The sequence below is a fragment of the Kitasatospora sp. NPDC017646 genome, assembly GCF_044329365.1.
In the GTDB taxonomy this organism is placed as follows: domain Bacteria; phylum Actinomycetota; class Actinomycetes; order Streptomycetales; family Streptomycetaceae; genus Kitasatospora.
Window position 1 is genome coordinate 192,991 of the sequence record NZ_JBIRJC010000003.1, and the last position, 25,620, is coordinate 218,610.

The 25,620-nt window shown below is 71.7% G+C and carries 28 protein-coding genes; 12 read left to right on the plus strand and 16 right to left on the minus strand.

Going from position 1 to position 25,620, the window contains the following annotated elements; genetic code table 11:
• Positions 1 to 146: 146 nt before the first annotated feature.
• Positions 147 to 1,040, minus strand: coding sequence for a 2-hydroxy-3-oxopropionate reductase (locus ACH4J0_RS06495; RefSeq protein ID WP_396236841.1), 894 nt, complete (start codon positions 1,038 to 1,040; stop codon positions 147 to 149).
• A 74-nt stretch (positions 1,041 to 1,114) separates the two neighbouring features.
• Complete coding sequence (locus tag ACH4J0_RS06500) at positions 1,115 to 1,957, minus strand: TIM barrel protein (protein WP_396236843.1); 843 nt, start codon at positions 1,955 to 1,957, stop codon at positions 1,115 to 1,117.
• Positions 1,958 to 2,175: 218 nt separating this feature from the next.
• Here ACH4J0_RS06500 and ACH4J0_RS06505 point away from each other — a divergent pair, with 218 nt between their 5' ends.
• From ACH4J0_RS06505 to ACH4J0_RS06535, 7 genes are all read left to right on the plus strand, one after another.
• The gene (locus tag ACH4J0_RS06505) at positions 2,176 to 2,421 is read left to right on the plus strand and encodes a thiamine-binding protein (RefSeq protein ID WP_188309332.1); all 246 of its coding nucleotides are present in this window, start codon (positions 2,176 to 2,178) and stop codon (positions 2,419 to 2,421) included.
• Positions 2,418 to 2,801 (plus strand): helix-turn-helix domain-containing protein, encoded by a 384-nt coding sequence (locus ACH4J0_RS06510; RefSeq protein WP_396236845.1) that lies wholly within the window; start codon positions 2,418 to 2,420, stop codon positions 2,799 to 2,801. The genes ACH4J0_RS06505 and ACH4J0_RS06510 overlap by 4 nt, the downstream gene beginning before the upstream one ends.
• A 224-nt stretch (positions 2,802 to 3,025) precedes the next feature.
• Positions 3,026 to 3,529 carry a 2-oxo-4-hydroxy-4-carboxy-5-ureidoimidazoline decarboxylase gene (gene uraD / locus ACH4J0_RS06515; RefSeq protein WP_396236847.1) on the plus strand — a complete coding sequence of 168 codons (504 nt, stop codon included), beginning with the start codon at positions 3,026 to 3,028 and terminating at the stop codon, positions 3,527 to 3,529.
• Positions 3,530 to 3,639: 110 nt separating this feature from the next.
• Positions 3,640 to 3,975 carry a hydroxyisourate hydrolase gene (gene uraH / locus ACH4J0_RS06520; protein ID WP_030282979.1) on the plus strand — a complete coding sequence of 112 codons (336 nt, stop codon included), beginning with the start codon at positions 3,640 to 3,642 and terminating at the stop codon, positions 3,973 to 3,975.
• 30 nt (positions 3,976 to 4,005) lie between these two features.
• Entirely contained in the window at positions 4,006 to 4,926 is a 921-nt protein-coding gene (gene pucL, locus ACH4J0_RS06525) for a factor-independent urate hydroxylase (RefSeq protein ID WP_396236849.1), read from the plus strand.
• A 322-nt stretch (positions 4,927 to 5,248) separates the two neighbouring features.
• Complete coding sequence (locus tag ACH4J0_RS06530; RefSeq protein WP_396236851.1) at positions 5,249 to 6,760, plus strand: nucleobase:cation symporter-2 family protein; 1,512 nt, start codon at positions 5,249 to 5,251, stop codon at positions 6,758 to 6,760.
• 69 nt (positions 6,761 to 6,829) lie between these two features.
• Positions 6,830 to 8,215, plus strand: a complete 1,386-nt coding sequence (locus ACH4J0_RS06535; protein WP_396236853.1) for an 8-oxoguanine deaminase — start codon at positions 6,830 to 6,832, stop codon at positions 8,213 to 8,215.
• Positions 8,216 to 8,508: 293 nt separating this feature from the next.
• Here the strand turns inward: ACH4J0_RS06535 and ACH4J0_RS06540 are convergent, their stop codons facing one another.
• Both ACH4J0_RS06540 and aceB read right to left on the minus strand, forming a co-directional pair.
• A complete protein-coding gene (locus ACH4J0_RS06540; RefSeq protein ID WP_396236855.1) occupies positions 8,509 to 8,910 on the minus strand; it encodes a gamma-glutamylcyclotransferase in 402 nt (133 codons plus the stop codon).
• Positions 8,911 to 9,055: 145 nt separating this feature from the next.
• Positions 9,056 to 10,708 (minus strand): malate synthase A, encoded by a 1,653-nt coding sequence (gene aceB, locus ACH4J0_RS06545; protein ID WP_396236857.1) that lies wholly within the window; start codon positions 10,706 to 10,708, stop codon positions 9,056 to 9,058.
• A 201-nt stretch (positions 10,709 to 10,909) separates the two neighbouring features.
• Between aceB and ACH4J0_RS06550 the strand changes: the two genes are divergently transcribed.
• Positions 10,910 to 11,707: an IclR family transcriptional regulator gene (locus ACH4J0_RS06550; protein ID WP_396236859.1), complete on the plus strand. Its 798-nt coding sequence runs from the start codon at positions 10,910 to 10,912 to the stop codon at positions 11,705 to 11,707.
• A gap of 185 nt (positions 11,708 to 11,892) precedes the next feature.
• The gene (locus ACH4J0_RS06555) at positions 11,893 to 12,474 is read left to right on the plus strand and encodes a hypothetical protein (RefSeq protein WP_396236861.1); all 582 of its coding nucleotides are present in this window, start codon (positions 11,893 to 11,895) and stop codon (positions 12,472 to 12,474) included.
• Between the two features lie 41 nt (positions 12,475 to 12,515).
• Here ACH4J0_RS06555 and ACH4J0_RS06560 read toward each other — a convergent pair whose 3' ends face one another.
• Complete coding sequence (locus tag ACH4J0_RS06560; RefSeq protein WP_396236863.1) at positions 12,516 to 12,689, minus strand: hypothetical protein; 174 nt, start codon at positions 12,687 to 12,689, stop codon at positions 12,516 to 12,518.
• 170 nt (positions 12,690 to 12,859) lie between these two features.
• Positions 12,860 to 14,167: an esterase/lipase family protein gene (locus ACH4J0_RS06565; RefSeq protein WP_396236865.1), complete on the minus strand. Its 1,308-nt coding sequence runs from the start codon at positions 14,165 to 14,167 to the stop codon at positions 12,860 to 12,862.
• A 231-nt stretch (positions 14,168 to 14,398) separates the two neighbouring features.
• Here ACH4J0_RS06565 and ACH4J0_RS06570 point away from each other — a divergent pair, with 231 nt between their 5' ends.
• Positions 14,399 to 14,728 carry a phenolic acid decarboxylase gene (locus ACH4J0_RS06570; protein WP_396236867.1) on the plus strand — a complete coding sequence of 110 codons (330 nt, stop codon included), beginning with the start codon at positions 14,399 to 14,401 and terminating at the stop codon, positions 14,726 to 14,728.
• 90 nt (positions 14,729 to 14,818) lie between these two features.
• Here the strand turns inward: ACH4J0_RS06570 and ACH4J0_RS06575 are convergent, their stop codons facing one another.
• Together ACH4J0_RS06575 and ACH4J0_RS06580 are read right to left on the minus strand one after the other, a co-directional pair.
• Positions 14,819 to 16,006: an alpha/beta hydrolase gene (locus tag ACH4J0_RS06575; protein ID WP_396236869.1), complete on the minus strand. Its 1,188-nt coding sequence runs from the start codon at positions 16,004 to 16,006 to the stop codon at positions 14,819 to 14,821.
• Positions 16,007 to 16,215: 209 nt separating this feature from the next.
• Positions 16,216 to 16,887, minus strand: a complete 672-nt coding sequence (locus tag ACH4J0_RS06580) for a TetR family transcriptional regulator (RefSeq protein ID WP_396236871.1) — start codon at positions 16,885 to 16,887, stop codon at positions 16,216 to 16,218.
• Between the two features lie 136 nt (positions 16,888 to 17,023).
• Here ACH4J0_RS06580 and ACH4J0_RS06585 point away from each other — a divergent pair, with 136 nt between their 5' ends.
• Positions 17,024 to 17,788, plus strand: a complete 765-nt coding sequence (locus tag ACH4J0_RS06585; RefSeq protein ID WP_396236873.1) for an SDR family NAD(P)-dependent oxidoreductase — start codon at positions 17,024 to 17,026, stop codon at positions 17,786 to 17,788.
• A gap of 160 nt (positions 17,789 to 17,948) precedes the next feature.
• Here ACH4J0_RS06585 and ACH4J0_RS06590 read toward each other — a convergent pair whose 3' ends face one another.
• The 5 genes from ACH4J0_RS06590 to ACH4J0_RS06610 form a co-directional block, all read right to left on the minus strand.
• On the minus strand, positions 17,949 to 18,608 hold the full coding sequence (locus tag ACH4J0_RS06590) for a Pr6Pr family membrane protein (protein WP_396236875.1): 660 nt from the start codon (positions 18,606 to 18,608) through the stop codon (positions 17,949 to 17,951).
• 97 nt (positions 18,609 to 18,705) lie between these two features.
• Positions 18,706 to 19,668, minus strand: a complete 963-nt coding sequence (locus tag ACH4J0_RS06595) for a phosphotriesterase (protein WP_396236877.1) — start codon at positions 19,666 to 19,668, stop codon at positions 18,706 to 18,708.
• Positions 19,665 to 20,126 carry a carboxymuconolactone decarboxylase family protein gene (locus tag ACH4J0_RS06600; RefSeq protein ID WP_396236879.1) on the minus strand — a complete coding sequence of 154 codons (462 nt, stop codon included), beginning with the start codon at positions 20,124 to 20,126 and terminating at the stop codon, positions 19,665 to 19,667. Before ACH4J0_RS06600 ends, ACH4J0_RS06595 begins: the two co-directional genes overlap by 4 nt.
• A 14-nt stretch (positions 20,127 to 20,140) precedes the next feature.
• The gene (locus ACH4J0_RS06605; protein ID WP_396236881.1) at positions 20,141 to 20,788 is read right to left on the minus strand and encodes a DUF4865 family protein; all 648 of its coding nucleotides are present in this window, start codon (positions 20,786 to 20,788) and stop codon (positions 20,141 to 20,143) included.
• 70 nt (positions 20,789 to 20,858) lie between these two features.
• Positions 20,859 to 21,428 carry a TetR/AcrR family transcriptional regulator gene (locus tag ACH4J0_RS06610; RefSeq protein WP_396236883.1) on the minus strand — a complete coding sequence of 190 codons (570 nt, stop codon included), beginning with the start codon at positions 21,426 to 21,428 and terminating at the stop codon, positions 20,859 to 20,861.
• Positions 21,429 to 21,839: 411 nt separating this feature from the next.
• Between ACH4J0_RS06610 and ACH4J0_RS06615 the strand changes: the two genes are divergently transcribed.
• Complete coding sequence (locus ACH4J0_RS06615) at positions 21,840 to 22,832, plus strand: aldo/keto reductase (RefSeq protein WP_396236885.1); 993 nt, start codon at positions 21,840 to 21,842, stop codon at positions 22,830 to 22,832.
• A gap of 96 nt (positions 22,833 to 22,928) precedes the next feature.
• Here ACH4J0_RS06615 and ACH4J0_RS06620 read toward each other — a convergent pair whose 3' ends face one another.
• The 3 genes from ACH4J0_RS06620 to ACH4J0_RS06630 all read right to left on the minus strand — a co-directional run bounded on the left by ACH4J0_RS06620 (position 22,929) and on the right by ACH4J0_RS06630 (position 25,513).
• Positions 22,929 to 23,642, minus strand: a complete 714-nt coding sequence (locus ACH4J0_RS06620; protein WP_396236887.1) for a winged helix-turn-helix domain-containing protein — start codon at positions 23,640 to 23,642, stop codon at positions 22,929 to 22,931.
• A gap of 790 nt (positions 23,643 to 24,432) precedes the next feature.
• On the minus strand, positions 24,433 to 25,128 hold the full coding sequence (locus ACH4J0_RS06625; protein WP_396236889.1) for a GTP-binding protein: 696 nt from the start codon (positions 25,126 to 25,128) through the stop codon (positions 24,433 to 24,435).
• Entirely contained in the window at positions 25,109 to 25,513 is a 405-nt protein-coding gene (locus tag ACH4J0_RS06630) for a DUF742 domain-containing protein (protein WP_396237469.1), read from the minus strand. The genes ACH4J0_RS06625 and ACH4J0_RS06630 overlap by 20 nt, the downstream gene beginning before the upstream one ends.
• Positions 25,514 to 25,620 lie beyond the last annotated feature (107 nt).

Genomic DNA, 25,620 nt, shown 5'->3' on the forward strand with positions numbered 1-25,620 from the left:
GCACGCCGGTCGGGTCCGACCTCCTGGCGGCGCGGGCACGACCGGATCAGGTACACGCCACCAGGAGGAGTCTGTCGGGGCGCCGGTCCCCTAGGTCACTTGACCTGTAGGGCCACTCGGCCCGTGCGGTCGCCGGCCCCGTTCGGTCACTTGATCTCGCGGCCGGAGAGCCGCTCGACGCCGCGCAGGAGCGCCGAGTGGTCGAGCGAGCCGTCGCCGTTGGCCCGGGCGGAGGCGACCAGCTGCGCCACCACGGCGCCGACCGGCAGCGCGGCGCCCACGGCGCGGGCGGCGTCGGTGACGATGCCCATGTCCTTGTGGTGCAGGTCGATCCGGAAGCCGGGGGCGAACTCGCGGTTCAGCATGTTCGCCTTCTTGCGGTTGAGCACGGTGGAGCCGGCCAGGCCGCCGCCGAGCACGTCCAGCGCGGCGGCCAGGTCGACGCCGGCGTTCTCCAGGAACACCACGGCCTCGGCGAGCACCTGGATGTTGACCGCGACGATCAGCTGGTTGGCGGCCTTGACGGTCTGGCCGGCGCCGTCCGGGCCGACGTGCACGACCGTGGTGCCCAGCGCGTCGAACAGCGGCTTGGCCTCGGCGAAGTCCGCCGCCTCGCCGCCGACCATGATCGACAGCACCGCCTCGATCGCGCCCGCCTCGCCGCCGGAGACCGGGGCGTCCAGGGTGCGCACGCCCTTCTCGCGGGCGGCCTCGCCGACCTTGATCGAGGTCTGCGGGGTGATCGAGGACATGTCGATCACCAGGGTGCCCGCGCCGACGTTCTCCAGGACGCCGCCCTCGCCGAGGATCACCGCCTCGACGTGCGGGTCGGCCGGGACCATCGTGATGACGACCTCGGCGTCCTTCACCGCGTCCGCGATGCTGGCGGCGCCGTGGCCGCCGGCCGCGACCACGGTGTCGATCGAGGCCTGGGAGAGGTCGAAGCCGGTGACGTGGTGGCCGGCCTTGACCAGGTTGACGGCCATGGGCTTGCCCATGATGCCGAGGCCGACGAAGGCAATCTTGCGGGAGGCGCTCATCGCGTCGGGTTCCTTACGTGTGCGGGTGGGAGGGGTGGCTTTCCGGCGGGCGGTTCGGACACCGCGTCGCGGGGCTACCGGGCCGCGCGCAGCTCGCGCGGCAGCCAGCCGAAGCTGTCGGCGCTGACGCCGGTGGAGGGGCGGTACTCCAGGCCGATCGAGCCCGTGTAGCCCGCGGCGCTGAGCCGGGCGAACAGGTCCTCGAAGTCCAGCTCGCCGGTGCCGGGCTCGTTGCGGCCCGGGTTGTCGGCGATCTGCACGTGGCCGATCCGGTCGGCGTAGGTGTCGATGACCGCCGCCAGGTCCTCGCCGTTCTTGGCCAGGTGGTACAGGTCGCAGAGGAACTTGGCGTTCCCCAGGCCGGTGGCGGCGTTGACCTTGTCGACCACGTCGACCGCGGCGGCCGCGGAGACCAGCGGGTAGTCCGGCGACTCGGCCTTGTTGAGGGCCTCGATCAGCAGGATCGCGCCGGTCCCGTGCGCCGCCTCGGCCGCGAGCACCAGGTGCTCCAGCGCGAGCGCGTCCTGCTCGGCCGGCTCGACGCCCTCGATCCGGTTGCCGTACAGCGCGTTGAGCGCGGTGGCGCCGAGCGAGGCGGCGAGTTCCGCGGCGACCGGGACGTTGGCGCGGAACCGGTCCCGCTCGGACGGGACCGAGACGGTGCCCCGGGCGCCCTGGCTGAGGTCGTCCAGGAAGTTGAGGCCGGTGAGCCGCACGCCCGCGTCGTTGAACGCCTTGCGGAGCGCGTCCAGTTCGGCCTGGCTCGGGTGGTGCTCCGTGCCGAAGGGCCACCAGAGCTCGGCGGCCGTGAAGCCGGCCGCGGCCGCGGCCGCGGGGCGCTCCAGCAGTGGGAGCTCGCCGAACAGGATCGACAGGTTGACCGTGAAGCCGTGCTTGGCAGCCGCCGTCACGTCCATCACCTCTCACTCTCTCTTCCTTCATCCGCAACTTCCACGATCCGGAAGAGGGATTCTGTGTGGTGGAAGCATCTCCGGCCCGGCGAGCGAGTGTCAAGGCTGACGCAACATTTTGTTGAAGTGGCCCGGGGGCACCCGCCACCAGCGCCCCCGGCTGTTCGATCACCCAGCCCCTGCCCCCGCCCACCACCGCTCGATACAGTGAGCACGTGCGATTGATGGTGGAGTTCACGACAGAACCGTTCGAACTGGACACGTTTCCGGAGCACGCCGCGGCGGCCCGCAAGGTCGTCGACGAGGCCGGCCTGGACGTGTCGGTCGGCCCCTTCGGGACCGGCGCCGAGGGCGAGGCCGAGCAGGTCCTCGCCGCGGTGACCCGACTGCTCAGGGAGACCCTGGACGCCGGGGCGACCCGGATCTCGGTCCAGGTCAGCCTGCTGGGCGAGGAGGGCGGTACGCCGTGACCGAGCAGCACGTGGAACACCCGCTCGCCGCGGCGGTCAAGCCGCTGCTGGCCGCGGTCGGCGCCACGCCCGTCCCGCTGGACGAGGCGAAGGCCGAGGACGTCGTCCTGGAGTGGGAGGGCACCCCGGCCCTGGCCGTCCGGCTGCCGCACCTGAGCAGTGCACTGGACCGACTGCTGGCCGAGATGACCCGGCAGTTCGACGGCCGCCCGCTGGCCGAGCTGGACCGCTGGGAGAAGCAGCGGGTCGTCGCCCTCCTGGAGGAGCGCGGCGCCTTCACCGTCCGCCACGGAGTCGAGACGGTCGCCACGGCCCTGGGCGTCAGCCGCTTCACCGTGTACAACTACCTGAACCGCCAGGACGGCTCGAAGTCCTCCTGAGCGACCCCGGGCCGCCCCGGGCGGTCCGCCGACCGGGTGGCCCCGCCGGTGCCGAGAAGTCTGGATCGGCCCACGGCGGGGCACACTCGGCGAATCGCACACGAAAGGGCCCCGCACCGGGGGCCGGTTCAAAACGTAACCACCAACCGTTCAACAAACTGTTGACGGCTGGGTGGGGCCGATCTAGCTTTTCCGGGTGGCACCACTCTTCAGGAGGTCCACCCGTGACCAACCACCCCCACGCCCTTGACGCCCTGGCCGCGGCCGATGCCGCGGAGCTCGAAGGGATCCTGCTGGAGGTATGCTCCAGCCCCCGTTGGGCCGCCGCCGTCGCGGAGGCCAAGCCGTGGTCCAGCCGTGAGGCCCTGCTCGCCGCCAACGCGGCGGCGATGGCCGGACTGACCGTCGCGGACCTTCACGACGCCATGGCCGGACACGCCCGCATCGGTCAGCCCAAGGCGGGCGACGCCACCTCCGAGCGCGAACAGGCCGGGATCCAGGGCGTGGACCAAGCGGTCCTCGGCGAACTGCGCGAGGCCAACGCCGCCTACGAGGCCAAGTTCGGCCACGTGTTCCTGATCTGCGCGACCGGCCGCACCGCGGCCACCATGCTCGCCGCCCTGCGCGAGCGCCACCCCAACGACCCCGCCACCGAGGCGGAGATCGTCCGGGGCGAACTGCGCAAGATCAACGACATCCGGCTCAACCGCCTCCTCGACTCTTTCTGACGTACCGTCAAGAATGCTTCATGGAAGAACTGGAAGCCGTTCGTGCGTCGCGCCCTTCCTTCACGAACCGACGCGCCATCATCTCTGCCATCAGTAAGGTCACTTCACCCATGACTGGCATCTCCACCCACGTGCTCGACACCAGCCTCGGCCGCCCGGCCGAGGGTGTCCCGGTCGAGCTCGCACTGCACACCGAGGGTGGCTGGCAGGTGCTCGGCACCTCCGCCACGGACTCCGACGGCCGGGTCAAGGACCTGCCGGCCGTGGAGGCGGGCTCGGTCGTCCGGCTGCTCTTCGACACCGCCGCGTACTACGCGCGCAAGTCCGAGGAGCCGCCGTTCTTCCCCGAGGTCTCGATCGTCTTCACGGTCGCGCCCGCGCAGCACCACTACCACGTGCCGCTGCTGCTGAACCCGTTCGGATACTCGGTCTACCGCGGAAGCTAGTAGACCGACCTTGAAGCTTAGGAGCCTGTCATGGCCCACGTGCTCGGTCAGAACCAGTACGGCAAGGCGGAGAACCGCATCGTCCGGGTCTACCGCGACTCCACCCGGCACGAGATCAAGGACCTGAACGTCTCGGTCGCCCTCCAGGGCGAGTTCGAGGACGTCCACCTCACCGGATCCAATGCCAACTGCCTCCCCACCGACACCACCAAGAACACCGTCTACGCCTTCGCGAAGGAGTACGGCATCGACTCGGCCGAGGCCTTCGGCATCCTGCTGGCCCGGCACTTCGTCGACGACACCGAGCGCGGCGTCGTGCACAGCGCCCGGATCCGGATCGAGGAGTACGCCTGGGACCGGATCAGGACGCCGGACAGCTCGGCCCGATTCATCGGCTCGGAGGAGGTCGGCCACTCCTTCGTCCGCAGCGGCCAGGAGACCCGCACCACCGAGGTCGTCTACGACGGCGAGAAGGTCCAGGTCATCTCCGGCCTGAAGGACCTCATCGTGATGAACTCCACCAACTCGGAGTTCTGGGGCTACATCAAGGACAGGTACACCACCCTCCAGGAGGCGTACGACCGCATCCTCGCCACCCAGGTCACCGCCCGCTGGAAGTACGGCTACAGCGGTCGCGACGGCGAGGCCCAGCCCAACTGGAACCGCTCCTACACCCACGTGAAGCGGCACATGCTGGAGGCGTTCGCCGAGACCTACTCCTACTCGCTGCAGCAGACCCTGCACTCGATGGGCACCCGGGTCCTCAACAACCGTGCCGAGGTCGACGAGGTACGCCTCGAACTGCCCAACAAGCACCACTTCCTGGTCGACCTGGAGCCCTTCGGACTCAAGAACGAGAACGAGGTCTACTACGCCGCGGACCGCATGTACGGCCTGATCGAGGGCACCGTGCACCGCGAGGGTGTCGTGCCGGTCATCCCGGTCGTCTGACCTTCCCCACCGCGCCACCCGCGCCACCCGCGCCACCCAGCTCCATCCACCCAGCTCCACCCGCTCAGTCCACGGACTCCGTCCGGAGTCGCCGCACCTCCGGTCCGCACGGGCCGGTCGAGTCCGGGCGGACCGCACCATCCGCACTACCCGCACCACCTGTTTCTCCTCCCCCACCAACCGGAGTTCGTGCCTGCCTCGCGGCGGCCGGCCCGGGGCACTGGAGAAGCGCCCCGAGGGATCCTTGCTCCGCCGTCCCGCCCTCGGGGGGTCTCCAGCGCCACGGGTGCGCCGGGAGCCACGGGCACAAGAGGGGCTCGACATGGCACCCAGCAACACCAGCAGTAACGACGGCGGTTCCACCCCAGCAAGAACCCCGGGGCCGGACGGCACCTCAACCCACCTTCCCGGCAAGCCGTCCGGGCCCGGAACCCACCCCGGTACTCATCCCGGTATCCACCCCGTGGACGAGGTGCTGCCCCCGGTGAAGCTGTTCTCCACCGGGCTCCAACACGTCGCCGCGATGTACGCGGGGGTCGTCGCACCCCCGCTCATCGTCGGCGCCGGCGTCGGACTCTCCGCCGCCGACCTCGCCCTGCTCATCTCGGCCAGCCTGTTCACCGCCGGACTGGCCACCCTGCTCCAGACCCTCGGCGTCTGGAAGATCGGCGCGCGACTGCCGTTCGTGAACGGCGTGTCGTTCGCGGGCGTCGCGCCCATGATCGCCATCGCCGAGGAACACGGACCGAAGGACGCCCTCCCGGTGATCTTCGGAGCGGTGATCGTCGCGGGGGCCCTGTGCTTCCTCGCGGCGCCGTACTTCTGCAAGCTCATCCGGTTCTTCCCCCCGGTCGTCCAGGGCACCGTGATCACCCTCATCGGGGTGTCCCTGCTCCCGGTGGCGGTGAACTGGGCGCGCGGCGGCTCGCCGGGCGCCCCCGGGTACGGCTCCATTCGGGCCATCGGCCTCGCCGCGATCACCCTCGTCGCGGTGGTGCTCTGCAACCGGCTGCTGCGCGGCTTCTGGCAGCAGCTGTCCCTGCTCATAGGTCTGGCGTTCGGCACCCCGATCGCCTTCCCGCTGAGGCTGGCCGACTTCGGCGCGGTCCAGGACGCGAAGGTCTTCGCGCTCCCCTCCCCGTTCCACTTCGGCGCGCCCGCGTTCGACGCCGCCGCGATCGTCTCCATGTGCATCGTCATGGTGGTCTCGATGACCGAGTCCACCGCCGACATGCTCGCCCTCGGCAAGATCGTCGAGCGCGAGGCCGACGAACCCACGCTCGCCGCCGGCCTGCGGGCCGACGGACTGGCCACCGCGCTCAGCCCCGTCTTCAACGGCTTCGCCGCCAGCGCCTTCGCCCAGAACATCGGGCTGGTCGCGCTGACGAAGATCCGCAGCCGGTTCGTGGTCGCGGCCGGCGGAGGCATCCTGATCCTGCTCGGGCTCTTCCCGGTGCTCGGTTCGGTCGTCTCCCTGGTCCCGCAGCCCGTCCTCGGCGGCGCCGGGATCGTGCTCTTCGGCACGGTCGCGGCGAGCGGGATCCGCACCCTCGCGGAGGCCGGCATTGAGTCCAGCGCCAACACCATCCTGGTGTCGGTCTCACTCGGTGTCGGCATCGTCCCGATCGCCGTACCGACCTTCTACGACTCCTTCCCGGAGGCCGTCCGGACCCTGATGCACTCGGGGATCTCGGCCGGCTGCGTGATGGCGGTCCTGCTCAACCTGCTCTTCCACCACGTCGGGGCCGCCCGCCGGTCAGGATCCGGGTCCACCTCCGGGTCCGGACCCGGCCAGGCCTCCGGCGCGACGGTGCCGACGGCGACACCGTCCTGACCGGTCCGGGCAGGGGCGCGCACGACGAGGTGCGCGCCCTTCCTGGCCCTCCCCCATAGGAGTGACACCATGGCAGTCCAGCCCCCACCCGCCGACCAGCGGATCGTGATCGAGAACGTCGCGATCGCCGCCGTCGACGCCGTCGACACCGAGTACGCCCGCGGCCACGTGGTCATCCTCGGGAACCGGATCGAGTCGGTCGGGGACGGTCCCGCCCCGAACTGGCTGGACAACGTGGTGCGCCGGATCAACGGCGAGGGCCACCTGATCACCCCGGGCCTGGTCAACACCCACCACCACTTCTACCAGTGGATCACCCGCGGGCTCGCCCAGGACGACATCCTGTTCGACTGGCTGGTCGCCCTCTACCCGACCTGGGCCCGGATCGACGAGAAGCTCGTCCACGCCGCCAGCCAGGGCTCGGCCGCCGCCCTGCTCAAGTCCGGCTGCACCACCGCCTCCGACCACCACTACGTCTTCCCCGAGGACGGCGGGGACGTGCTCGGCGCCTCGATCGAGGCAGTCCAGGAGCTCGGCCTGCGCTTCACCGCGCTGCGCGGCTCGATGGACCGCAGCAAGAAGGACGGCGGGCTGCCGCCGGACCACGCCGTCGAGAAGCTCGACGACATCCTGGCGGCCTCCGAGGCCGCCGTGGACCGCTACCACGACTCCTCGTTCGGCTCGATGCTGCACGTCGCGATCGCGCCGTGCTCGCCGTTCTCGGTCTCCACCGACCTGCTCCGCCAGTCCGCCGAACTCGCCCGCCGCAAGGGCGTCCGGCTGCACACCCACGGCTCGGAGACCGCCGAGGAGGAGCAGTTCTGCAAGGAGCTGTTCGGCATGGGGCCGACCGACTACTTCGAGTCGGTGGGCTGGCTCGGCGAGGACGTGTGGATGGCGCACTGCGTCCACATGAACGACTCCGACATCGCCAAGTTCGCCGAGACGGGTACGGGCGTGGCGCACTGTCCGTCCTCCAACGCCCGCCTGGCCGCCGGGATCGCCCGGGTGCCCGACATGCTCAAGGCCGGCGTACCGGTCGGACTCGGCGTCGACGGCACCGCCTCCAACGAGTCCGGCGAGCTGGGCACCGAGCTGCGCAACGCGCTGCTGATCAACCGCCTCCACGGCTCCCCGACCGCGCTGACCGGGCGCCAGGCACTGCGGCTGGGCACCATGGGCGGCGCCCGGGTGCTGGGACGGCAGAACGAGATCGGCTCGATCGAGGCCGGCAAGCTGGCCGACCTGGCGCTGTGGAAGATCGACGGGGTCATGCACTCCTCGATCGCCGACCCGGTCGCGGCCCTCACCTTCGGCGCGCTGCCGCCGCTGGCGGTGCTGTTCGTCAACGGCAACGCCGTGGTGGAGAGGGGCGAGCTGACCACCGTCAACGAGGACCGCATCGCCCGGGCCTGCGCCCGCGCGGCCAAGGAGCTCGCCTCCCGGCCGGTGTGACGGCTTGACGGGGTGACACCGAAGAGCTCCGGGGCGCCCAGGGACGGTGCGTGACCCGGATCCGTACGCCCGGGAGGGCGGACGGACTGCGGCCCCGAACCCACGGCGAGGGTTCGGGGCCGCGGCGTGTGTGCGGACGGATCCAGCGGGCGGATGTCGGTGAAGGGGTTTCGACGAACAGCTTTCGACGAACAGATTTCAGCAAACAGACTTCAGCGAACGGATGACAACTTTCATCATCTGTTCGCTGAAGTCTGTTCCCGGTCATCCGTTGGCCGCTCCCCCGACGACCCTCAGGCCGTACGCCCCAGCGTCGCCAGGTAGGCGCGCCAGCCGCCGTGGTGGGTGATCTCGCGGTGCACACCGCGCTCGACCTCGCCCCGGGCGAGCAGCATGGACAGGCACGAGGAGCCGTCCTCCAGCTCGATCACGCCGAGCTCCAGCTCCCGGGGCTCGCCGGGCAGGATGACGTCCCGCAGGCGCTCCAGGCTGATGTCGTACAGCTCGCCCTCGATCGCGCTGTCGACGGCCGGGTCGGCCAGCAGTCCCGGGCAGACGTCCGTCCCGCCGCTGTGGTCGATCGAGAAGAAGCGGTAGCCGGGGGCGGTGCGGACCGGGCCGATCAGGGCGTCGGCGACCTTGCCGTGGAACGGTCCGCCGACCATCGCCTGGCCGTTGAAGAAGATGCGCGCCATCAGTGAACTCCTCACAAGGAAAAGACCGTTCCGTACGGCGACGAGAGGACAGGTGGATTCGTCGCCGTACGGAACGGAGCACACGGCGGCGGAACTGCTACAGACCGGCAGGCTGCAGCGGTGACGCCGGTGGATAGATTGGTGCTCAGCCCAGCAGGGGAAGCGCGGGGAGGGTCAGGAAGTCCGCGAACTCCTCGGCCAGGGCGACCTGTTCGAAGAGCTGGGCGGCCTCGCGCCAGCGGCCGGCCTGGTAGGCCTCGGCGCCGAACTCGGCACGCAGCTCGGCCAGTTCGGTGGCGACCAGGGTGCGGACCAGCTGGGCGGTGGCCTTCTCGCCGGTGTCGGACAGCACGACCCCGTTGTGGATCCACTGCCAGATCTGCGAGCGCGAGATCTCGGCGGTGGCGGCGTCCTCCATCATGTTGAAGATGCCGACCGCCCCGAGCCCGCGCAGCCACGCCTCGATGTAGCGGATGCCGACCTGGACGGCGTTGTGCAGCCCGGCGTGGGTGCAGGTGCCGCCGGCGCCCGCGATGTCGAGCAGGTCGGCGGCGGTGACCGGCTCGGCCGGGCCGGGGTTGTCCTTCTGGTGGGGCCGCTCGCCGAGCACCGCGTCGAAGGAGGCCCGGGCGACCGGGACGAGGTCCGGGTGGGCGACCCAGGAGCCGTCGAAGCCGTTGCCGGCCTCACGGTCCTTGTCCGCCTTGACCTTCTCCAGCGCGGCGGCGTTGACCTCCGGGTCCTTGCGGCTGGGGATGAACGCGGCCATGCCGCCGATCGCGTGGGCGCCGCGCTTGTGGCAGGTCTGCACCAGCAGCCGGGTGTAGGCGGCCATGAACGGCGAGGCCATGGTGACGCTGTTGCGGTCCGGCAGGATGTAGTGCTCACCGACGTCACGGAAGTTCTTGACGATCGAGAACAGGTAGTCCCAGCGCCCGGCGTTGAGGCCGGCCGCGTGGTCGCGCAGCTCGTGGAGGATCTCGTCCATCTCGAAGGCGGCGGTGATGGTCTCGATCAGCACGGTGGCCCTGACGGTGCCGTGAGGGATGCCGAGTTCGGCCTGGGCGTGGGTGAACACGTCGTTCCAGAGCCGCGCTTCGAGGTGGCTCTCGGTCTTCGGCAGGTAGAAGTACGGGCCGGAGTTGGGGTCGTCGGCGCCCTTGGCGAGCAACCGGGCGGCGTTGTGGAAGAAGTACAGCCCGAAGTCGACGAACGCGCCGGCCACCGGGACGCCGTCGACGAGCAGGTGGTTCTCGTCCAGGTGCCAGCCGCGCGGGCGGACCACGACAGTGGCGAGTTCGGCGGCGGGCTTGAGGGCGTAGGACTTGCCGGCCGAGCTGGTGAAGTCGATCCGGCCTTCGAAGGCGTCGATCAGGTTGACCTGGCCGCTGACCACGTTCTCCCAGGTCGGGGAGGTGGCGTCCTCGAAGTCGGCGAGCCAGACCTTGGCCCCGGAGTTGAGCGCGTTGATGACCATCTTGCGGTCGGTGGGGCCGGTGATCTCGACCCGGCGGTCCTGGAGCGCGCGCGGCGCCTCGGCGACCTTCCAGTCCCCGGCCCGGACGTCGGCGGTTTCCGGGAGGAAGTCCAGTGTGCCCGTGCGGGCGATCTCGGCTCGTCGGGCCTTCCGCCTGGCCAGGAGCTCCTGCCGCCGCCCTTCGAAGGCACGATGGAGGCCGACGACGAAGGCGACCGCCTCCGGAGTGAGCACCTCCTCCGCCCGGTGGACGCGCGTACCGGCGACAGTGACGACCGGAGCGGCGGGGGAGGCGCCGACGGGCCCCTGATCTGCAGCCATGAGCAGGACACTCCTAAGACGGTTGAGCCTGGCGAAGGGAGCTCCGGTGGGAACTTCCTCGGGAACTTCCTCGATCGTTACCCGCCTGTCGGCGAGTTCGATTCTGTAGAGTGGAGACTAGTTTCCGCGATACAGAATTTCAACGGTTTGTTGAAGAGGTCGCCGGGACTCTACTCCTCTCCGACAGCGAAGGGAACGCCGGTGGTTGCGACCCCCGACACAGCATCGACGACAGGCGCCGACCGCGCGAGCGGCGGCGTGCAGTCCGTCGAGCGCGCCTTCCAACTCCTGGAGGCACTGGCCGACTCCGGCGGGGTGGCCACCCTCAGCGAGCTCTCCGGCAGCTCCGGCCTCCCGATGCCGACCATCCACCGACTGGTTCGTACCCTCGTCCAGCAGGGCTATGTCCGCCAGGACACCGCACGCCGCTACACCCTCGGTCCCCGGCTGATCCGCCTCGGCGAGACGGCCGGCCGCCTGCTCGGCAGCTGGGCCCGCCCGTACCTGGCCGAGCTCATGGAGGCCACCGGCGAGACCGCCAACCTGGCCGTGCTGGAGGGCGGCGAGGTGGTGTACGTCGGGCAGGTGCAGTCGCGGCGATCGATGCGGATGTTCACCGAGGTCGGACGGCGGGTACAGCCGCACTGCACCGGCGTCGGCAAGGCACTGCTCGCCCAGCTCCCCGAGGACGAGGCGCGCGCGATCCTGGGCCCCAACCCGCTGCCCGCGCACACCGAGTACACCGTGACCGACCCGCAGGAGCTGATGGACCAGCTCGCCGAGGCGCGCGAGCGCGGGTACGTGGTCGACGACCAGGAGCAGGAGATCGGCGTCCGCTGCATCGCGCTCGCGGTACCCGGCGCACCGACGCCCACCGCCCTCTCGGTGTCAGGCCCGGAGGCCCGGATCCGGGCACTGGAGGAGCAGGCGGGGGCGTCCTCGCTGGTGCCGGTGATGCACCAGATCGCGACCCGGCTCGGGCAGGTCCTCGCTCCCTGACGTGTCGTCAGTTCTCCTGCTGGGGGTGATGTTGGCGCCACCACCGGCTCCTGTCCGCATTGTCCTCCGTTCGACGGACGCTCGGGCGGGTTGGGCCGGTGCCGCCGCCCCGGTGCCGCCACCCTGGTGCGGACGCGGCCCGCGACGGAGCGGGCCGCCGGACCACGAGGGAGCGGTGAGCGGTGATGGGACGCGGGCAGGGCAGGCGCAGGGGCCTCCGGGTCGCGTCCGGTGGGACGGCGTTCACGGCGGCGACGGCGGCGGGTTGCGCCGTCGCGCTGCTGGCCGCCGGGCCGTCCTGGGCGCTGCGGCCCGCCCCGCGGCCGGAGCCGCAGGTCGCGTCGGTGAGCACGGCCGCCGTACGGTCCGACTCCGACCTGGAGGTGATCCGGCTCGACCCGGAAGCCGCCCCTCCTGACGGCACCACCACGGTCCACGCCTTCGTCGCGAACCGCGGCCCGGAGACCACGGGCTCGCCGTTCACGGTGGTCGTCATCCTGCCGAACGGCGTGACACCGCAGGGCCCGTACTTCCCCGAGGACTGCGCGGTGCTGGGGGGCGGGCGCACGGTGCGCTGCGTCTTCGGGGCCGGACTGAAGCCTGGGCGCAGCGCGACCGCGCTCGTCCCGGTGCGGATCTCCCCCGACGTGCGGCCGGGCGTGCTGACCGGCGGGGTGGTCGAGGTGCACAGCCCGGACGACCGGAACGGAAGCAACAACCGGCAGCCGTTCGACCTGGAAGTGGTCGAGACGGCTGCCGGTTCCTGAGAGCGGCTGGTCTGCGGGCTACGTGCGCTCGGCGTCCGCGGTCAGCGGTAGACGCGCACGTAGTCGGCGGCGAAGGTGATCGGGGTGTTCCCCTGCGGCGCCGGGTGGTACTTGCCGGCGCAGACCGAGAGGTTGAGGATCAGGTACGCCGAGAAGTTGGCACCCACGCCCTTGCCGTCCGAGAACACCTTGACGCCGTTGACGTACCAGTCCACCGAGTTGGCGCCGTAGTAGGTGCCGATGGTGACCCACTGGTCCTTGGCGACGGCCTTGGCGTCGGTGTAGTAGTCCGGGTTACCGGGGTTGACGTGGTTGGTCAGCTCCAGCAGGTTCGCACCGCGGCCGGGGGTTCGGGTGTCCAGGCCAGGGGGGGTTCAGCTGGGGTTCAGCCGAGCCAGGCGGACACCTGGCTCTCGGCCTCCGGCGACCAGGCCAGTTCCAGGTGGTTGAGCCCGGTGAGCAGCCGGGTACCGCCGACCGTCGCGATGCCGGTGATATCCAGGGCACTCGCGGTGAACACGATGCCGTCGCTGGGACCGCGGTTCTCGTCGAGCACGCCCGGGATGTCGGCCACCCCGCCCGCGAGGAGGTAGGTGGGCACCGAGGCGGGGATCCCGGTCCGCTGGAGCGGGGCGATCAGCGAACCGGCGTCGATGGCCACCTGGATGCCCTGGCCGGAGGTGTAGAAGCCCTGGCCGCCGTAGTACGTGGTCCACCAGTCCTGGGCGGTGGTGTCCACTCCGTAGGCGGCGTCCCAGCGGGCGAGCAGCTGTCGCTGGCCCGGGTAGCAGTCGGCGCCGCCGATGGGCAGCACCCCGAGGCAGGGCTGGGCGGTGTAGGTGCCGTAGCAGGTCATGTACAGGTGTGGGGACGGCGCGTTGGCGGTCCCGCCGCAGGCCGGCCAGGCGGCCAGGTCGAAGTCCCAGCCGTGCGCGTATACGTAGTCGAGCCCGCCGTTCGGCCCGCCGAGGGTGACCAGGCGGCGCACGTCACCCGCGTACGGCCGCCCCCAGGCGGGGCGCACCGAGGACACGTACGCCCGGGCGGCGACCTCGCCCTTGCTCCAGGCCACCACGTCGACCCGGGGGACGCCGAGCCGGGCCCGGATCAGCGCGATCGCGTCACCGACGGCCTGGGCCTGGAGCAGGTTGTCGCCGTGCTTGTGGGCGAAGCCGATGGCGAACACCCGGTGGCCGGTCCCGGCCAGGTACTGGGCGAGGCCGGTGGACGGGCAGCTCGCGGCGCCGCAGGTACCGCCCTCCCCCGGATTCGCCCAGGCGCGGTCGGCGTTGTCGTTGGCGCCGTGGACCAGCAGGACGGGGGTGGCGGTGCCGCCGCTGTCCCAGCCGGTGGCGGAGTAGAGCAGGAAGCGGCCGGAGAAGGGCTCGCCGGTGCCGAAGTAGGTGCGACGGGGACCGTCCTGGTCGCCGCGGCCGTCGGCTGGGAACTGCTCGGTGCGGAAGCCGGGGGTCGGGTCGAGGTAGCGCTCGACCTTGGCCCAGCCGTTGCCGGGGGTGGGGAAGGTGGCTTCGAGGGCGAGCGGGGTGGTGGTTGCGCCGGTGATGACCGAGGCGGTGGCGGCCTTGGGGGTGGCGGCCGCTCCGGCGGTGGGGGCGCCGAGGAGCAGGGCGGTGAGGGCCAGGAGGAGGGCGGAGAGGGCGGCGGGGACGCGTCGGGTGGGGGTACGTCTCATGGGCGTGCACGGTAGGACCGGCGCGCGGTCGACGCCCATGTGCCGGTCGCACACCGCGGGCGGCGCGACGGTGGCGGACCGCACTGTGGCGCGGAGCCGCCCGAGTCCGCCCGGTCGGATAAATTGGAACCCTGGCATTTTCCGCGGTGCACAAGTGCACCGGGTCCGAATGTGCCCGGTCCGTACGGTCCGTCTCCGTCCCACGCTCCCGAGAAGAGGTCCCGCCCCACCATGACCGCGTCCCTGCCCGCCTTCGCCGGCCGTACCTACGTCTTCCGGGCCGACAACGGCGCGGCCTTCCGCAACACCTACTCGGCCGACGGCACTCGGCTGCGCTGGGAGGGTCTCGGCGAGTCGGCGGGCCAGTGGGAGGACGTGCGACTGCACGTCGCCGAGGTCGCACCGGAGATCTACTTCGTCAGCTGGACGGAGCAGAGCGGGATCACGGTCAGCCACGTGATGGACCTCAACGCGCTGACCGTGCGGGCCTTCTGGACCTTCGAGGGTGAGGGCGGCCGGGTGGGCCAGCTGCACACCGGGACGCTGGAGCGGGTGGCCTGAGAGCCGCGTGACGAACCGAACCCCCGGGGCCGCGGCCGGCCGTTTCCGGGGTTCGGTTCGTTCCGGTCCGACGGAGTCGTCGGTCCGGGGTCAGACGGTCCGACCCGGTAGGCCCGGCCGGCCCGGCTGGTCGGTCTGGCCCGGCTGGTTCGGCACCTTGAGGTGCTGGGACAGCCACTCCAGCGAGGAGGGCAGCAGCGCGCTCCAGGTCTCGAAGTTGTGGCCGCCGTTCTCGAGCATGCTGTACGAGACCTTCATCGGGCTGTGCACCGCGTCGATGAACGCCTCGGTGTCCTGCTTGTAGTTGCCGTCGCCCTTCTTGGTGCCGGCCAGCAGGAGGGAGATGTTCGGCTGCGGCAGGTTCTTCAGCCTCCACATCAGGTTGGCCTCGTCGCGGCGCTGCTTGCTGCCGCCGAAGAGGTCACCGGTGGTCGGGTCGTCGGCGGCCTCGTAGTACCCGGAGAGGGCGACGGCGGTCGGGAAGACGTCCGGGTGGCGCATGGCCAACTTGACGGCGCAGTAGCCGCCGGTCGAGTTGCCCATGTAGGCCCAGGCCTGCGGGTCGGCCGAGACCCGGTAGCTCGCCTCGATCGCCGAGGGGACGTCCTTGGTGAAGTACGTGTCGGACTGGGCGCCGCCCGGAATGTCCTCGCACTCGGTGTCCTGCGGCAGGGCGGGCGAGGGACGCATCAGGACCATGACGGTCGGCTGCATCCGGCCTTCCTGCAGCAGCTTGAGCGCGGCGCCCGGGTAGTTGAAGCGGGTGATCAGGTTTTCCGCGATTCCTGGGAATCCGGTGCTGACGATCACGGCCGGGAACTGCTTCTGCGCGTACTCCGGCTGGAAGTACTGCGGCGGCAGGTAGACGTACCCCTCGGTCGACAGCCGGCTCTCCTTGCCGTCGATCCGGACCTTGCGGATCTCACCGGACTGGCTGGGCTCACGACCCATCGCGCCGCCGCCCTTGACCGAGGCCTGGCCGATGGTCTCCACCATCAGGCGTCCGGAGGCGTCCGCCTTGTTGTGGATCACGACCGGGCCGGTGCTGCCGGTGCCCAGCAGGTCATCCCAACTGCTGTAGAACGCGAAGTAGTTGTTGGCCACAAGACCGAGTGCGGCAAGCACGGCGATCTGGGTGGCGAGCAGCGTGCCTATTCGGCCGAGCACCGCCTTCCAGCTCTTCCGAGCGAGTCTGGGCCACAGCCAGACCGTGCCGACCATCATCACGACCGCGATCAGTACGGCCAGCGCCAGCACCTTGCGGCTCGTCAGACCCATGTTTCAGTTGCTCCCACGCCTCGAACTCCGCGCCCCCTCCACTCAGGGACATCCGAGGAAGTCACCCCGGTTCCCCCACCGGGGCGCGGGGACCAACCCTAGCGGGAGCTGGGAGGCAGCTGAGGGGCGGCTGGGGGTCTCGTGAGAGGGACTGCTGACAGGTACCAGATTTCAGATGACAGATGGCGAAATCTGTCATCTGTCATCTGTCAGCAGTCGGCAGTCAGCCGTTCGACCCCGCCCTCCGCGGGCCGCTCGGCCCCGCCCACCCGCTCCCAGAGCCGCAGACCCGCCGTGAGCTCGCGCATGCAGCGGGCACCGAGGTCCCGCGGGGACCCCGGGCCGGTCACGGGAGCCTCGGAGCCGGCCCACTGTTCCAGGGCCACCCGGATCGCCGCCGTGGCCGCGGCGGCTGCCAGTCGGATTTCCAGCGGATCGGCACCGTCCGTGCAGCGGGCGGCCAGCACGGACCGCAGCCGTTCCTCCGATCCCGCGTGGACGCGCTGCCAGGTGCCGTCCAGCCGAGGATCGCGCAACAGGCTGCGGGTCCAGTGCATCGCCTCGACGGCCTCGTCGTCGGCCGGGGTCAGCGACTCGACCGCCGAGCGTTCCAGCGCCTCGCGCAGCGGGAGGTCCGTCGGACTCCCGGCCAGCAGGTCCACCCAGCGCTGTCCGCCCGCTGCCAACAGCGGGGCGACGGCGTCCTCCTTGACCGAGAAGTAGCGGTAGAAGGTGCGGAGCGAGATGCCCGCAGCAGCGGCGATCTCCTCGGCGGTGGTCGCCTCGGCACCCCGCTCGGCGAAGAGCGCGGCGGCGGCGCGGGCGATCTCCAGCCGGGTGGCGTCGCGGCGGCGCTGGGTCAGGGTGGGGCGTCCGGTCACCAGCTCAGCCTACGCATCGGCATGCCCACATGGCACAAGACGACGAGGTGTCACAACGAGACTTTTTGGCATGACGTGCCACTCAGGCGTACCGTGCCTCTTGGGGTCGAGAGACCACGAGCGAAGGAGTACCACCATGGAGCGCTTCAGCGGACGGAACGTCCTGATCACCGGCGGCGGCTCTGGCATCGGCCAGGCCACCGTGCACCGAATCCTCGCCGAGGGCGGGAAGGTCGTCGCCGTCGACGTCAACGAGGACGGCCTGAAGAAGACCCTGGACCGCGCGACCTCGGACGGCACCGCCGACCGCCTGACCCTCCAGGTGCTGGACATCGCGGACGAGGCCGCGGTCGTCACGGGCGTGGCCGAGGCGGTCGCGGCCCTGGGCGGTCTGGACGTCCTGGTCAACGCGGCCGGCATCCTCCGCTCCTCGCACACCCACGAGACCACTCTGGAGTTCTGGAACAGGCTGCTCACGGTGAACCTGACGGGCACCTTCCTGATGACCCGCGAGGCGCTCCCCGAGCTGCTCGCGAACGGCCGGGGCGTGGTGGTCAACTTCAGCTCCACCTCCGCGACCTTCGCCCACCCCTACATGGCCGCGTACGCCGCGACCAAGGGCGGCATCCAGTCCTTCACCCACGCGATCGCCTCGGAGTACTCGAAGCAGGGCCTGCGCGCGGTCTGCGTCGCGCCGGGCAGCATCGACAGCGGTATGACCAACAACCCCGGCCTGCCCGCCGACGCCGACTTCAGCCTGCTGGCCAAGCTCTCCCCCGCCCTCGGCCAGGGCTTCGCGGGCCCGGAGACGGTCGCCGGCGTGATCGCCATGCTGGCCTCCGACGACGGCGCCTTCGTCACCGGCACCGAGCTCCGCATCGACGGCGGCACCCACATGTGACCCGTCGCACCGGTCGCTACGCGGGGCCTGTGCCGTCCCCTGTCCGGCACAGGCCCCGCCCGCGTGCCCACCGTTCCCCGCCCCCGGTGGCACCGGGGCGGGGCGAGCGGGACGGCGCGCGACGGTGCGCGACGGTGCGCGACCGCGTGCGGCACGTGGGTCAGCCGGTTCCCGCCCGGGCGTGACGGTCGCCCGGCACCGCACCCCGCCGCGCGTCGCGGTGGGCGGCGAGCGCGCTGCCCACCGCGGCGATCGCGGCCCCGAGCACCAGCAGGGCCACCGCCAGCAGGAAGCACGCCCCCGCGGTCCGGCCGTAGCCGCCGTGCCGAGCGGGGTCGAGGAACGGGTACGGGTACCAGTCGACCGCGCGACCGCGGGTCAGCGCGTACACCAGGTAGACCAGCGGGAGCACCAGCCAGCCCAGCACCACGGTGGGGCGGACGCGCCCGACGGGAGGATCGATCACCCAGTCGGCGAGCACGACGAGCGGCATCGCACGGTGGAACACGTCGTCCACCCACGGGATCACCAGCAGGGCGGGGTACTTCGCCAACAACGTGCCGTAGACCAGCCCGGTGACCACCAGGTAGAGCACCACCGCCCCACGCGCCGCGTCCGGCGCCGCCCGACGGCCGGTCAGACCGGCCCAGCCGCCGTAGGCCAGGACGACCGTCGCAGCGAGGTTGCTGAGGTTGGTGAAGTAGCTGAAGAAGTTCACCACCCCGGTGCCGTCGGTCGCCGCGTGGTGGCCGGAGAAGCAGAGCGCGACGGCGAGGAAGGCCGCGACGGCGATCCGGGCGGGGGCGAGCCACGAGTGCATCGTCGGGACCGCCCCTCTGTGGCGTGGTCCGGGCAGGGGCTACTCGGATTCAAACCCCGGCGGGCGGACTCGGCCACAGGAAGGAGCCGTCCCGGCTTCAGGGGGTGCGCCAGTCCACGGCGAAGGCCGCCGCCGGGTTGGTGACCAGCAGCCGGTCGGGCAGCTCGGGCCCGAAGGCGCGGGCCAGCCTCGGGGCGAGGTCGGTGAGCACCCGGGCGGGGCCACCGAGTCCGCGGGCCGTACGGGTGGTGGTGTCGGCACCGAGCAGCAGCCGGTCGGCGAGGCCCGCCTCGACCAGGTCGGCGATCACGTCGAAGGCCTGGAGATCGGCGGGGTGGCCGATCCGGGAGGGGCTGTCGAGGGCCAGGAACACGCCCTCGGCGGCGAGGCTGCGGTGCAGCGCACGGTCGGTGAAGCGGGTGAGGTGGCCGAGGACGATCCGGTCGGGGCGGACTCCGTGCCGTCCGTGGAGCCGGCGCAGGACGCCGTGGGGGTCACCGTCGGGTTCGAGGTGAACGGCGATCGGGGCGCCGGTGGCGTGGTGTGCCTCGGCCGCGGCGGCCATGGTCCGGCGGGTGTGTGCGGTGAGCGGGCCGGCGTCGTCAGCGATCTTGATCAGGCCGGGTCGCACGCCCTGGGGGGCGCCGGGGAGCCCGGTGGCGAGCTCGGTGACGAAGCGCTCGGCGAGGTCGGCGTACGGGGCGGGGCGGTGATCCTGGCCGTCGTCGTTCGCGGCGGGGAAGTGGCCCGGGGCGTAGTGGGCGGTCTGGTGCGCGCCGGTGGCGGCGACGATGTGGACGCCCGTCGCACGGGACAGCTCGGCGAGGGCGTCCGCGCCCCGGCCCATGCCCCACGGGGTCCACTGGACGAGGGTGCGGCCGCCCGTGGTGGCGTAGGCGCGCAGCACGTCCTCGGCGGCGGCCGGGTCGTCCAGCTCCTGGCCGGGGAACCGGCGGCTGCGGATGAACAGGTGGTCGTGGGAGTCGGTGACGCCCAGCTCCGCGGGGTCGATGTCGCCCAGGACGGTGCGTACGGTCCGGGTGGTGGGCGCGGCGGTCATGCGCGGGCCTCCGCCGGGGTGCCGGATGCCGGGGTGTCGGATGCCGGGGTGCCAGCGGCCCGGGTGTCGGCCGCCGTGAAGATGGCGGTGGCGACCCGTAGACCGGCGAGGGCCTTGGGGACACCGACGTACGGGGCGAGGTGGACGATCACCTCGGTGATCTCCTCCCGTGTCATGCCGATCCGCAGGCCGTTGCGGACGTGCTCGGCGAGCTGCGGCTCGACGCCGCCGAGAGCGGTGAGTGCGGCCAGGTTGGCGATCTGGCGATCGCGCAGGGCGAGGCCGGGGCGCTGGTACGTGCCGCCGAACAGGCTGGTGACGATCCAGTCGGCGAAGCCTGGGGCGAGACCGTCCAGGCCTCCCAGGGTGTCGGCGGCGACCGGACCGGCGAGTTCGGCGAGCAGGGCGTAGCCGGCTTCGCGGTCGAGCGGGGCGGGGATGAGGTCGGTGGGGGTCATGGTGGCGGGGCCTTTCACCAGTGGCGGCCGGTCGGCAGCCGGTCGAGTTCGGGGCGGGAGAGGTGCAGCACCTGGTAGCGGGTGCCGGGCGCGCCCTCGGGGGCCGGGCCCTGCCAGAGAGCGAGGCTGAGCAGTTCCCAGCGGCTCGGGTCCACGGCGACGGCGGCGGTGTGCAGCGCGGAACGCCCGGGGAGTGCGGACTGCCCGGAGAGCGCGGAAAGTTCCGAGAGGGCGGAGAGTTCGGCGAGTTCGGCGAGTTCGGCGAGTTCGGCGAGGGCCCGTTCGACGGCCTCGGCCGGGTCCGCGGTCTCCGGGAGCCGTACGGTCGCGCGGGTGGCGGTGGTCGGGGAGTCGGTCCGGGGGCCCTCGATCAGGCCCGCGCCCAGCCAGTGGTGGACGGTGGGGCGGCCGAAGTCGGCACTCAGACCGCGGAAGCCCGGCCCCCAGAGGAAACCGTTCATGCCCTCGGCGGTGCGCCAGAGGTAGAACGGCGCGTACTGGTTGACCGGCGAACCGTCCTGGCCGCGCTCGCGGACCAGGTACGCCTTGAGCCCGAGCCCGGGGTGGGCGTCGAGCAGGTGGCCCTTGTCGGCCACGCGCTTGCGGATGACGCCCATGTCGTAGTCGGCGGGAAGGGTGATCTCGTACTGCATCGCGTGCACGGCAGGGCTCCTGGACTCGGGCGGCTGGTGACGTGAGACGGACCGTGGGTCCGTACGCGGCGGACGCCCGTCAGGCCTGGCGACGGTGGGCGGCGAGCAGACCGAGGACGCCGCGGACGGCCTGTTCGAAGGGTGCGGCGCTGTCCGCGGCGCGGGCCAGGACGTAGCCGCCCTGGACGACGGCGACCACGGCGGCGGCGGTGTCAGCCGGGTCGAGGCCGGGGACGAACTCGCCGCGCGCCTGCCCCTCGGCGATCAGTTCGGCGATCCGGCCGCGCAGCCAGTCGAAGGTCTCCTCGACGGGGGCGCGCAGCTGCGGATCGGCGACCACGTCCGGGTCCTGCGCCATGCGGCCGATCCGGCAGCCGCGCAGCACCTCGCGGTCGCGGTTCAGGTAGGCGGCGATCCGGTCGTACGCGGTGCCGGGAGCGGCGAGGTCGGCCTCGGCCGCGCCCCGCATCTGCTCGGCGCTGCGCCGCAGGGCGGCGGCGGCGAGGTCGGGCTTGCCGCTGAAGTGGTGGTACATGCTGCCCTGACCGACGCCGGAGCGCTGCTGGATGGCCTTGGGGCTGGTGCCGACGTAGCCGCGCTCCCAGAGGAGGGCCTGGGTGCTCTCGATGAGGCGGTCCTGGGTGGTCATGCAGATCACTGTACATACCAGTAGGTACAGAAGGGAAGAGGCTTCCCGGAGCAGGGTTGGACCGCGCCGCATAGACTGAGGGCCGTGCGCCGCCCCCCGGCGGCCACGGCCCCTCGACCGTTCGTCATCCCCCGTGCCACCGTTGGGCATTCCGGCCCGGCCGGTGGCGCGCGTCACGTCACGCACGGTGGCGGGCGCCATGCCCGGCAGGGGGTGCGCGGCGCACTGCGCGGGCGGGCGTTCGGGGAAGTTCGCGCCGGAGCGGCGGATCGGTGCCACTCGACTCCCCTTCCCCTTGACGGACCGGATCGGCCCCGGCACGGGCGTGCTCGCGATGGGGCGGTAGCCCCCCGGAGGCCGCGACCACGACAGGGGCTTGATCGGAGCGGACCGGCTGGCAAGATGTCCGCCATGAGCTACCTCGCCGCGGATGACCGCTATGCCTCGATCACCTACCGGAAGGCCGGCCGCAGTGGCGTGCAGTTGCCCGCCGTCTCCCTGGGGCTCTGGCACAACTTCGGTGACGCCCAACCGCTCGACGTGCAGCGGGCGGTGCTGCGCCGGGCCTTCGACCGGGGCGTCACCCACTTCGACCTGGCGAACAACTACGGCCCGCCGTACGGCAGCGCGGAGCGCAACTTCGGCTACCTGTTCGCGCAGGACTTCCGGCCGTACCGCGACGAGCTCTTCGTCGCGACCAAGGCCGGCTGGGACATGTGGCCCGGCCCGTACGGCAACGGCGGAAGCCGCAAGTACCTGCTGGCCAGCCTGGACCAGTCGCTGGGCCGCACGGGGCTGGACTACGTCGACGTCTTCTACTCGCACCGCTACGACCCGGACACCCCGATCGAGGAGACGATGGGGGCGCTGGACAGCGCGGTGCGCTCGGGCAAGGCCCTGTACGCGGCGATCTCCAACTACCCGGCGGAACAGCACCGGGAGGCGGTGGCGATCCTGCGCGAGCTCGGGACGCCGGTGCTGATGAACCAGTCGGCCTACTCGATCCTCAACCGGCACGTGGAGGAGGGCGGAGTACTGGACGCGGTGGGCGACACCCAGACCAGTCTGATCGCCTACTCACCGCTCGCCCAGGGCCTGTTGACTGACCGCTACCTCTCCGGGCGGGTGCCGGCCGGTTCGCGGATGTCGGTCGGGAAGTTCCTCACCGAGGCGGTGCTGACCGAACCGAAGCTGGAGCAGCTGCGAGCACTGAACAAGGTCGCCGAGGGGCGCGGGCAGAGCCTGGCTCAGCTGGCGCTCTGCTGGGTGCTGCGGGACCCGCGGGTGGTCTCGGTGATCATCGGGGCGAGCAGCGTGGCCCAGTTGGACCAGAACCTCGACGCGCTGACCGGCGGGCCGCTGACGGAGGACGAACTGGCGGAGATCGACCGACTGAGTGCATGAGGGGGCGCGGCGACGGATGACAGCTGACAGATTTCGAAATCTGTCAGCTGTCATCTGTCATCCGTTCGCCGTCATCGGCGGTCGCGTTGGCGTCGGTCAGTGGACCGGCGTGTACTTGTAGCCGACCCGACGCACCGTCACGATCGAGTCCCGGTAGGCCGGTCCGAGCTTGCGGCGCAGCCGGGCGACGTGCACGTCGACCGTGCGGCCGTCCCCGACGTGGCCGTAGCCCCAGACCGCCGAGACCAGGTGGTCCCGGGTGTGCACCCGCTGCGGGTGCTCGGTGAGGTGGGCCAGCAGCTCGAACTCCAAGTACGTGAGGTCGAGCAGTCGCCCGTCGACGTAGGCGTTGCGCCGCTCGGCGTCGACGGTGATGCCACGTCCGGCCGGACGGACCGACCGGACGCCGCCCGGCGCACCGGCTCCGGGCAGGCCGACCGGCGCCGACGCCGGTGCCGGGTTCTCAACCGGCACCAGCACCAGGTAGCCGACCATCGCAGGGCCCGCGGCCCCGCCGGCCTGCGCGCCGTACTGGGCGAGCAGCCCCTGCGGCAGCGCGCCCTGCGGCAGGGCGGCGACGACGGTCGCCCCCTCCGGCAGTGCGGCGATCAGCGAGGCGGGCGCCGGCGGTACGACCGCACCGGGCTGCGGCCCGACGGCCGGGACCGTCACCGGACGGCTCGGCCCGACGACCGGTGAGCCGGACGGGATGGTGGAGGGAATCGCGGAGACGGAGGGAACGGAGCGGACCGCGCGCAGGTGCGGGGTCGCGGTGGGCAGGGGCAGGGTGGCCGTGGAGGAGGAAGACATGGTGTGCCGCTCATTTCGCGCGTGACGGACGGGGTGGAGTCGTCTGCGCGTCGACCGGGCGTACTGCCGGAGCTGGGAACCGGGTGGGGCCGGGTTCAGCGGGCGGAGGGCCGGGACGCGCTGGGCGAGCCCGGACACGTCTGATCGAACAGGTGCGGCTGCCGGGACGGCCAGAACGGCTCGAGGTCGTGGCGACCCCGTCGGCAGTCCGTGCCGGGACCGGTGCGACCGGTGGGGCTGCTGAGGGAGACGATGTTCACTGGTGGTTTCTCCGCGGGGCGGGGCCGGTTGGGTCGACCGCTGGTGCACCTGGCGGACGATCCGCTGCGGCCCGGTCGACGGGTTCGGTGGTGCGTCGGACGGCGGCCGGGTGTGGGCCGGAGGAGGTGCCGGGGACGTACCGGGTCGGGGCGAGGCCGGTCAGCGACAACAGGCGCTGCAGATCAGCGCGTGGTCGACGTAGCGGCGGACGGTGAGCACCGGCGTGACGGGGCCGGGCACGACGGTGATGCGTCGCTGCTCGACGGTCATCCCTGCTGCCCTCCCCCTTCGTCCTGCGTCGTTCTGACGGCCCTCCCGACGGCACGGCCGGAACGGCTTTCGTCCACAGAGCCTTCCACGCCCGAGCCTGTCTAGGCAACCTTCCGAGTGTCGGACGTCCGGCATGTGGACGCCCACATGAGACGCCGGGCGCACGAAGGACCCCTGACCAGCGGCGATCCCACGGACCCTCAAGCCCTGGGCCGGCACCACCTTCAGCCGCATCCTCAGGCCGGCCCTCAGGCCGCTCTCAGGCTCGTCGACGCAGCGCGGCGGCGTGCTCGACCAGAGTCACCAGCAGTTCCTTCCCGTCCTCCCGCCGCCGCGCGTCACACAGCACCACCGGAATCCCGGGGTCTAGGTCCAGTGCGTCCCGGACCTCCTCCGGGGCGAACCGCTCGGTGCCGTCGAAGCAGTTGACCGCGACCAGGAACGGGATCCCGCGCTGCTCGAAGAAGTCCACCGAGGGGAAGCAGTCCGCCAGTCGCCGGGTGTCGGCGAGCACCACGGCGCCGAGCGCGCCGCGCGCCAACTCGTCCCAGACGAACCAGAACCGGTCCTGCCCCGGCGTCCCGAAAAGGTAGAGCGCGAGGCCGGACCGCAGGTCGATCCGGCCGAAGTCCATCGCCACCGTGGTCGTGCGCTTGGCCTCCACGCCCGAGGTATCGTCCACCGGACGGCCCAGCTCGCTGAGCTCCTCCTCGGTGCGCAGCGGCCGGATCTCGCTGACCGAGCCGACCAGGGTGGTCTTGCCCGCGCCGAACCCGCCCGCCACCAGGATCTTCACCGCGACGGCCGGACCGCCGCGCCAGCGGGGGTCGTTGGCGCCCCCGACCGGCTCCGGCGCAGCACTTCCCGGAGTCTTCCGCGGAGCGTCCCCGGGAGCGTTCGCGGGTGTGCCCCCGGGAGTGCTCGGCGCGGTGTGGTCAGAGCGCACGGAGTCCATTGATCACGTCTCGCAGCAGGCGCTCGTCCGGCAGCTCGGCGAGCGGAACGGGTCGGGTGACGCTGATCAGGTCGGCGTCGTAGAGGTCACCGAGCAGGACGCGCACGACGCTGACCGGCAGGTCGGTGTAGGAGCCGAGTTCGGCGACGGACAGCGGCTCGTGGCGGCACCAGGCCAGCAGGGTCTGGTGCTCCGGGTCCAGGACGTGCGCCGGCACGGCCCCCGCGTCCGGTCCCGGGTCCTTGGCGGTGACCAGCGAGATCAGGTCGAACAGCCCCTCCTCGACCGGCCTGGTACGGCCCCGGGTCATCGAGTAGAGCCTGACCACCGGGCCGGCCTCGTCGTCGAACCACCGGTCGTCGGCCGGGGTGCGTGCCCGGAACAGGTCGACCTCGGGTCCGTCCGGGGACTCCTGCCCCGGCGCCTGCCCCGCGCCGACGGCCGCGGCCGGGCCCGCCGGGACCCGGGGGCCGTCGGGCACCTCCGGGCTCC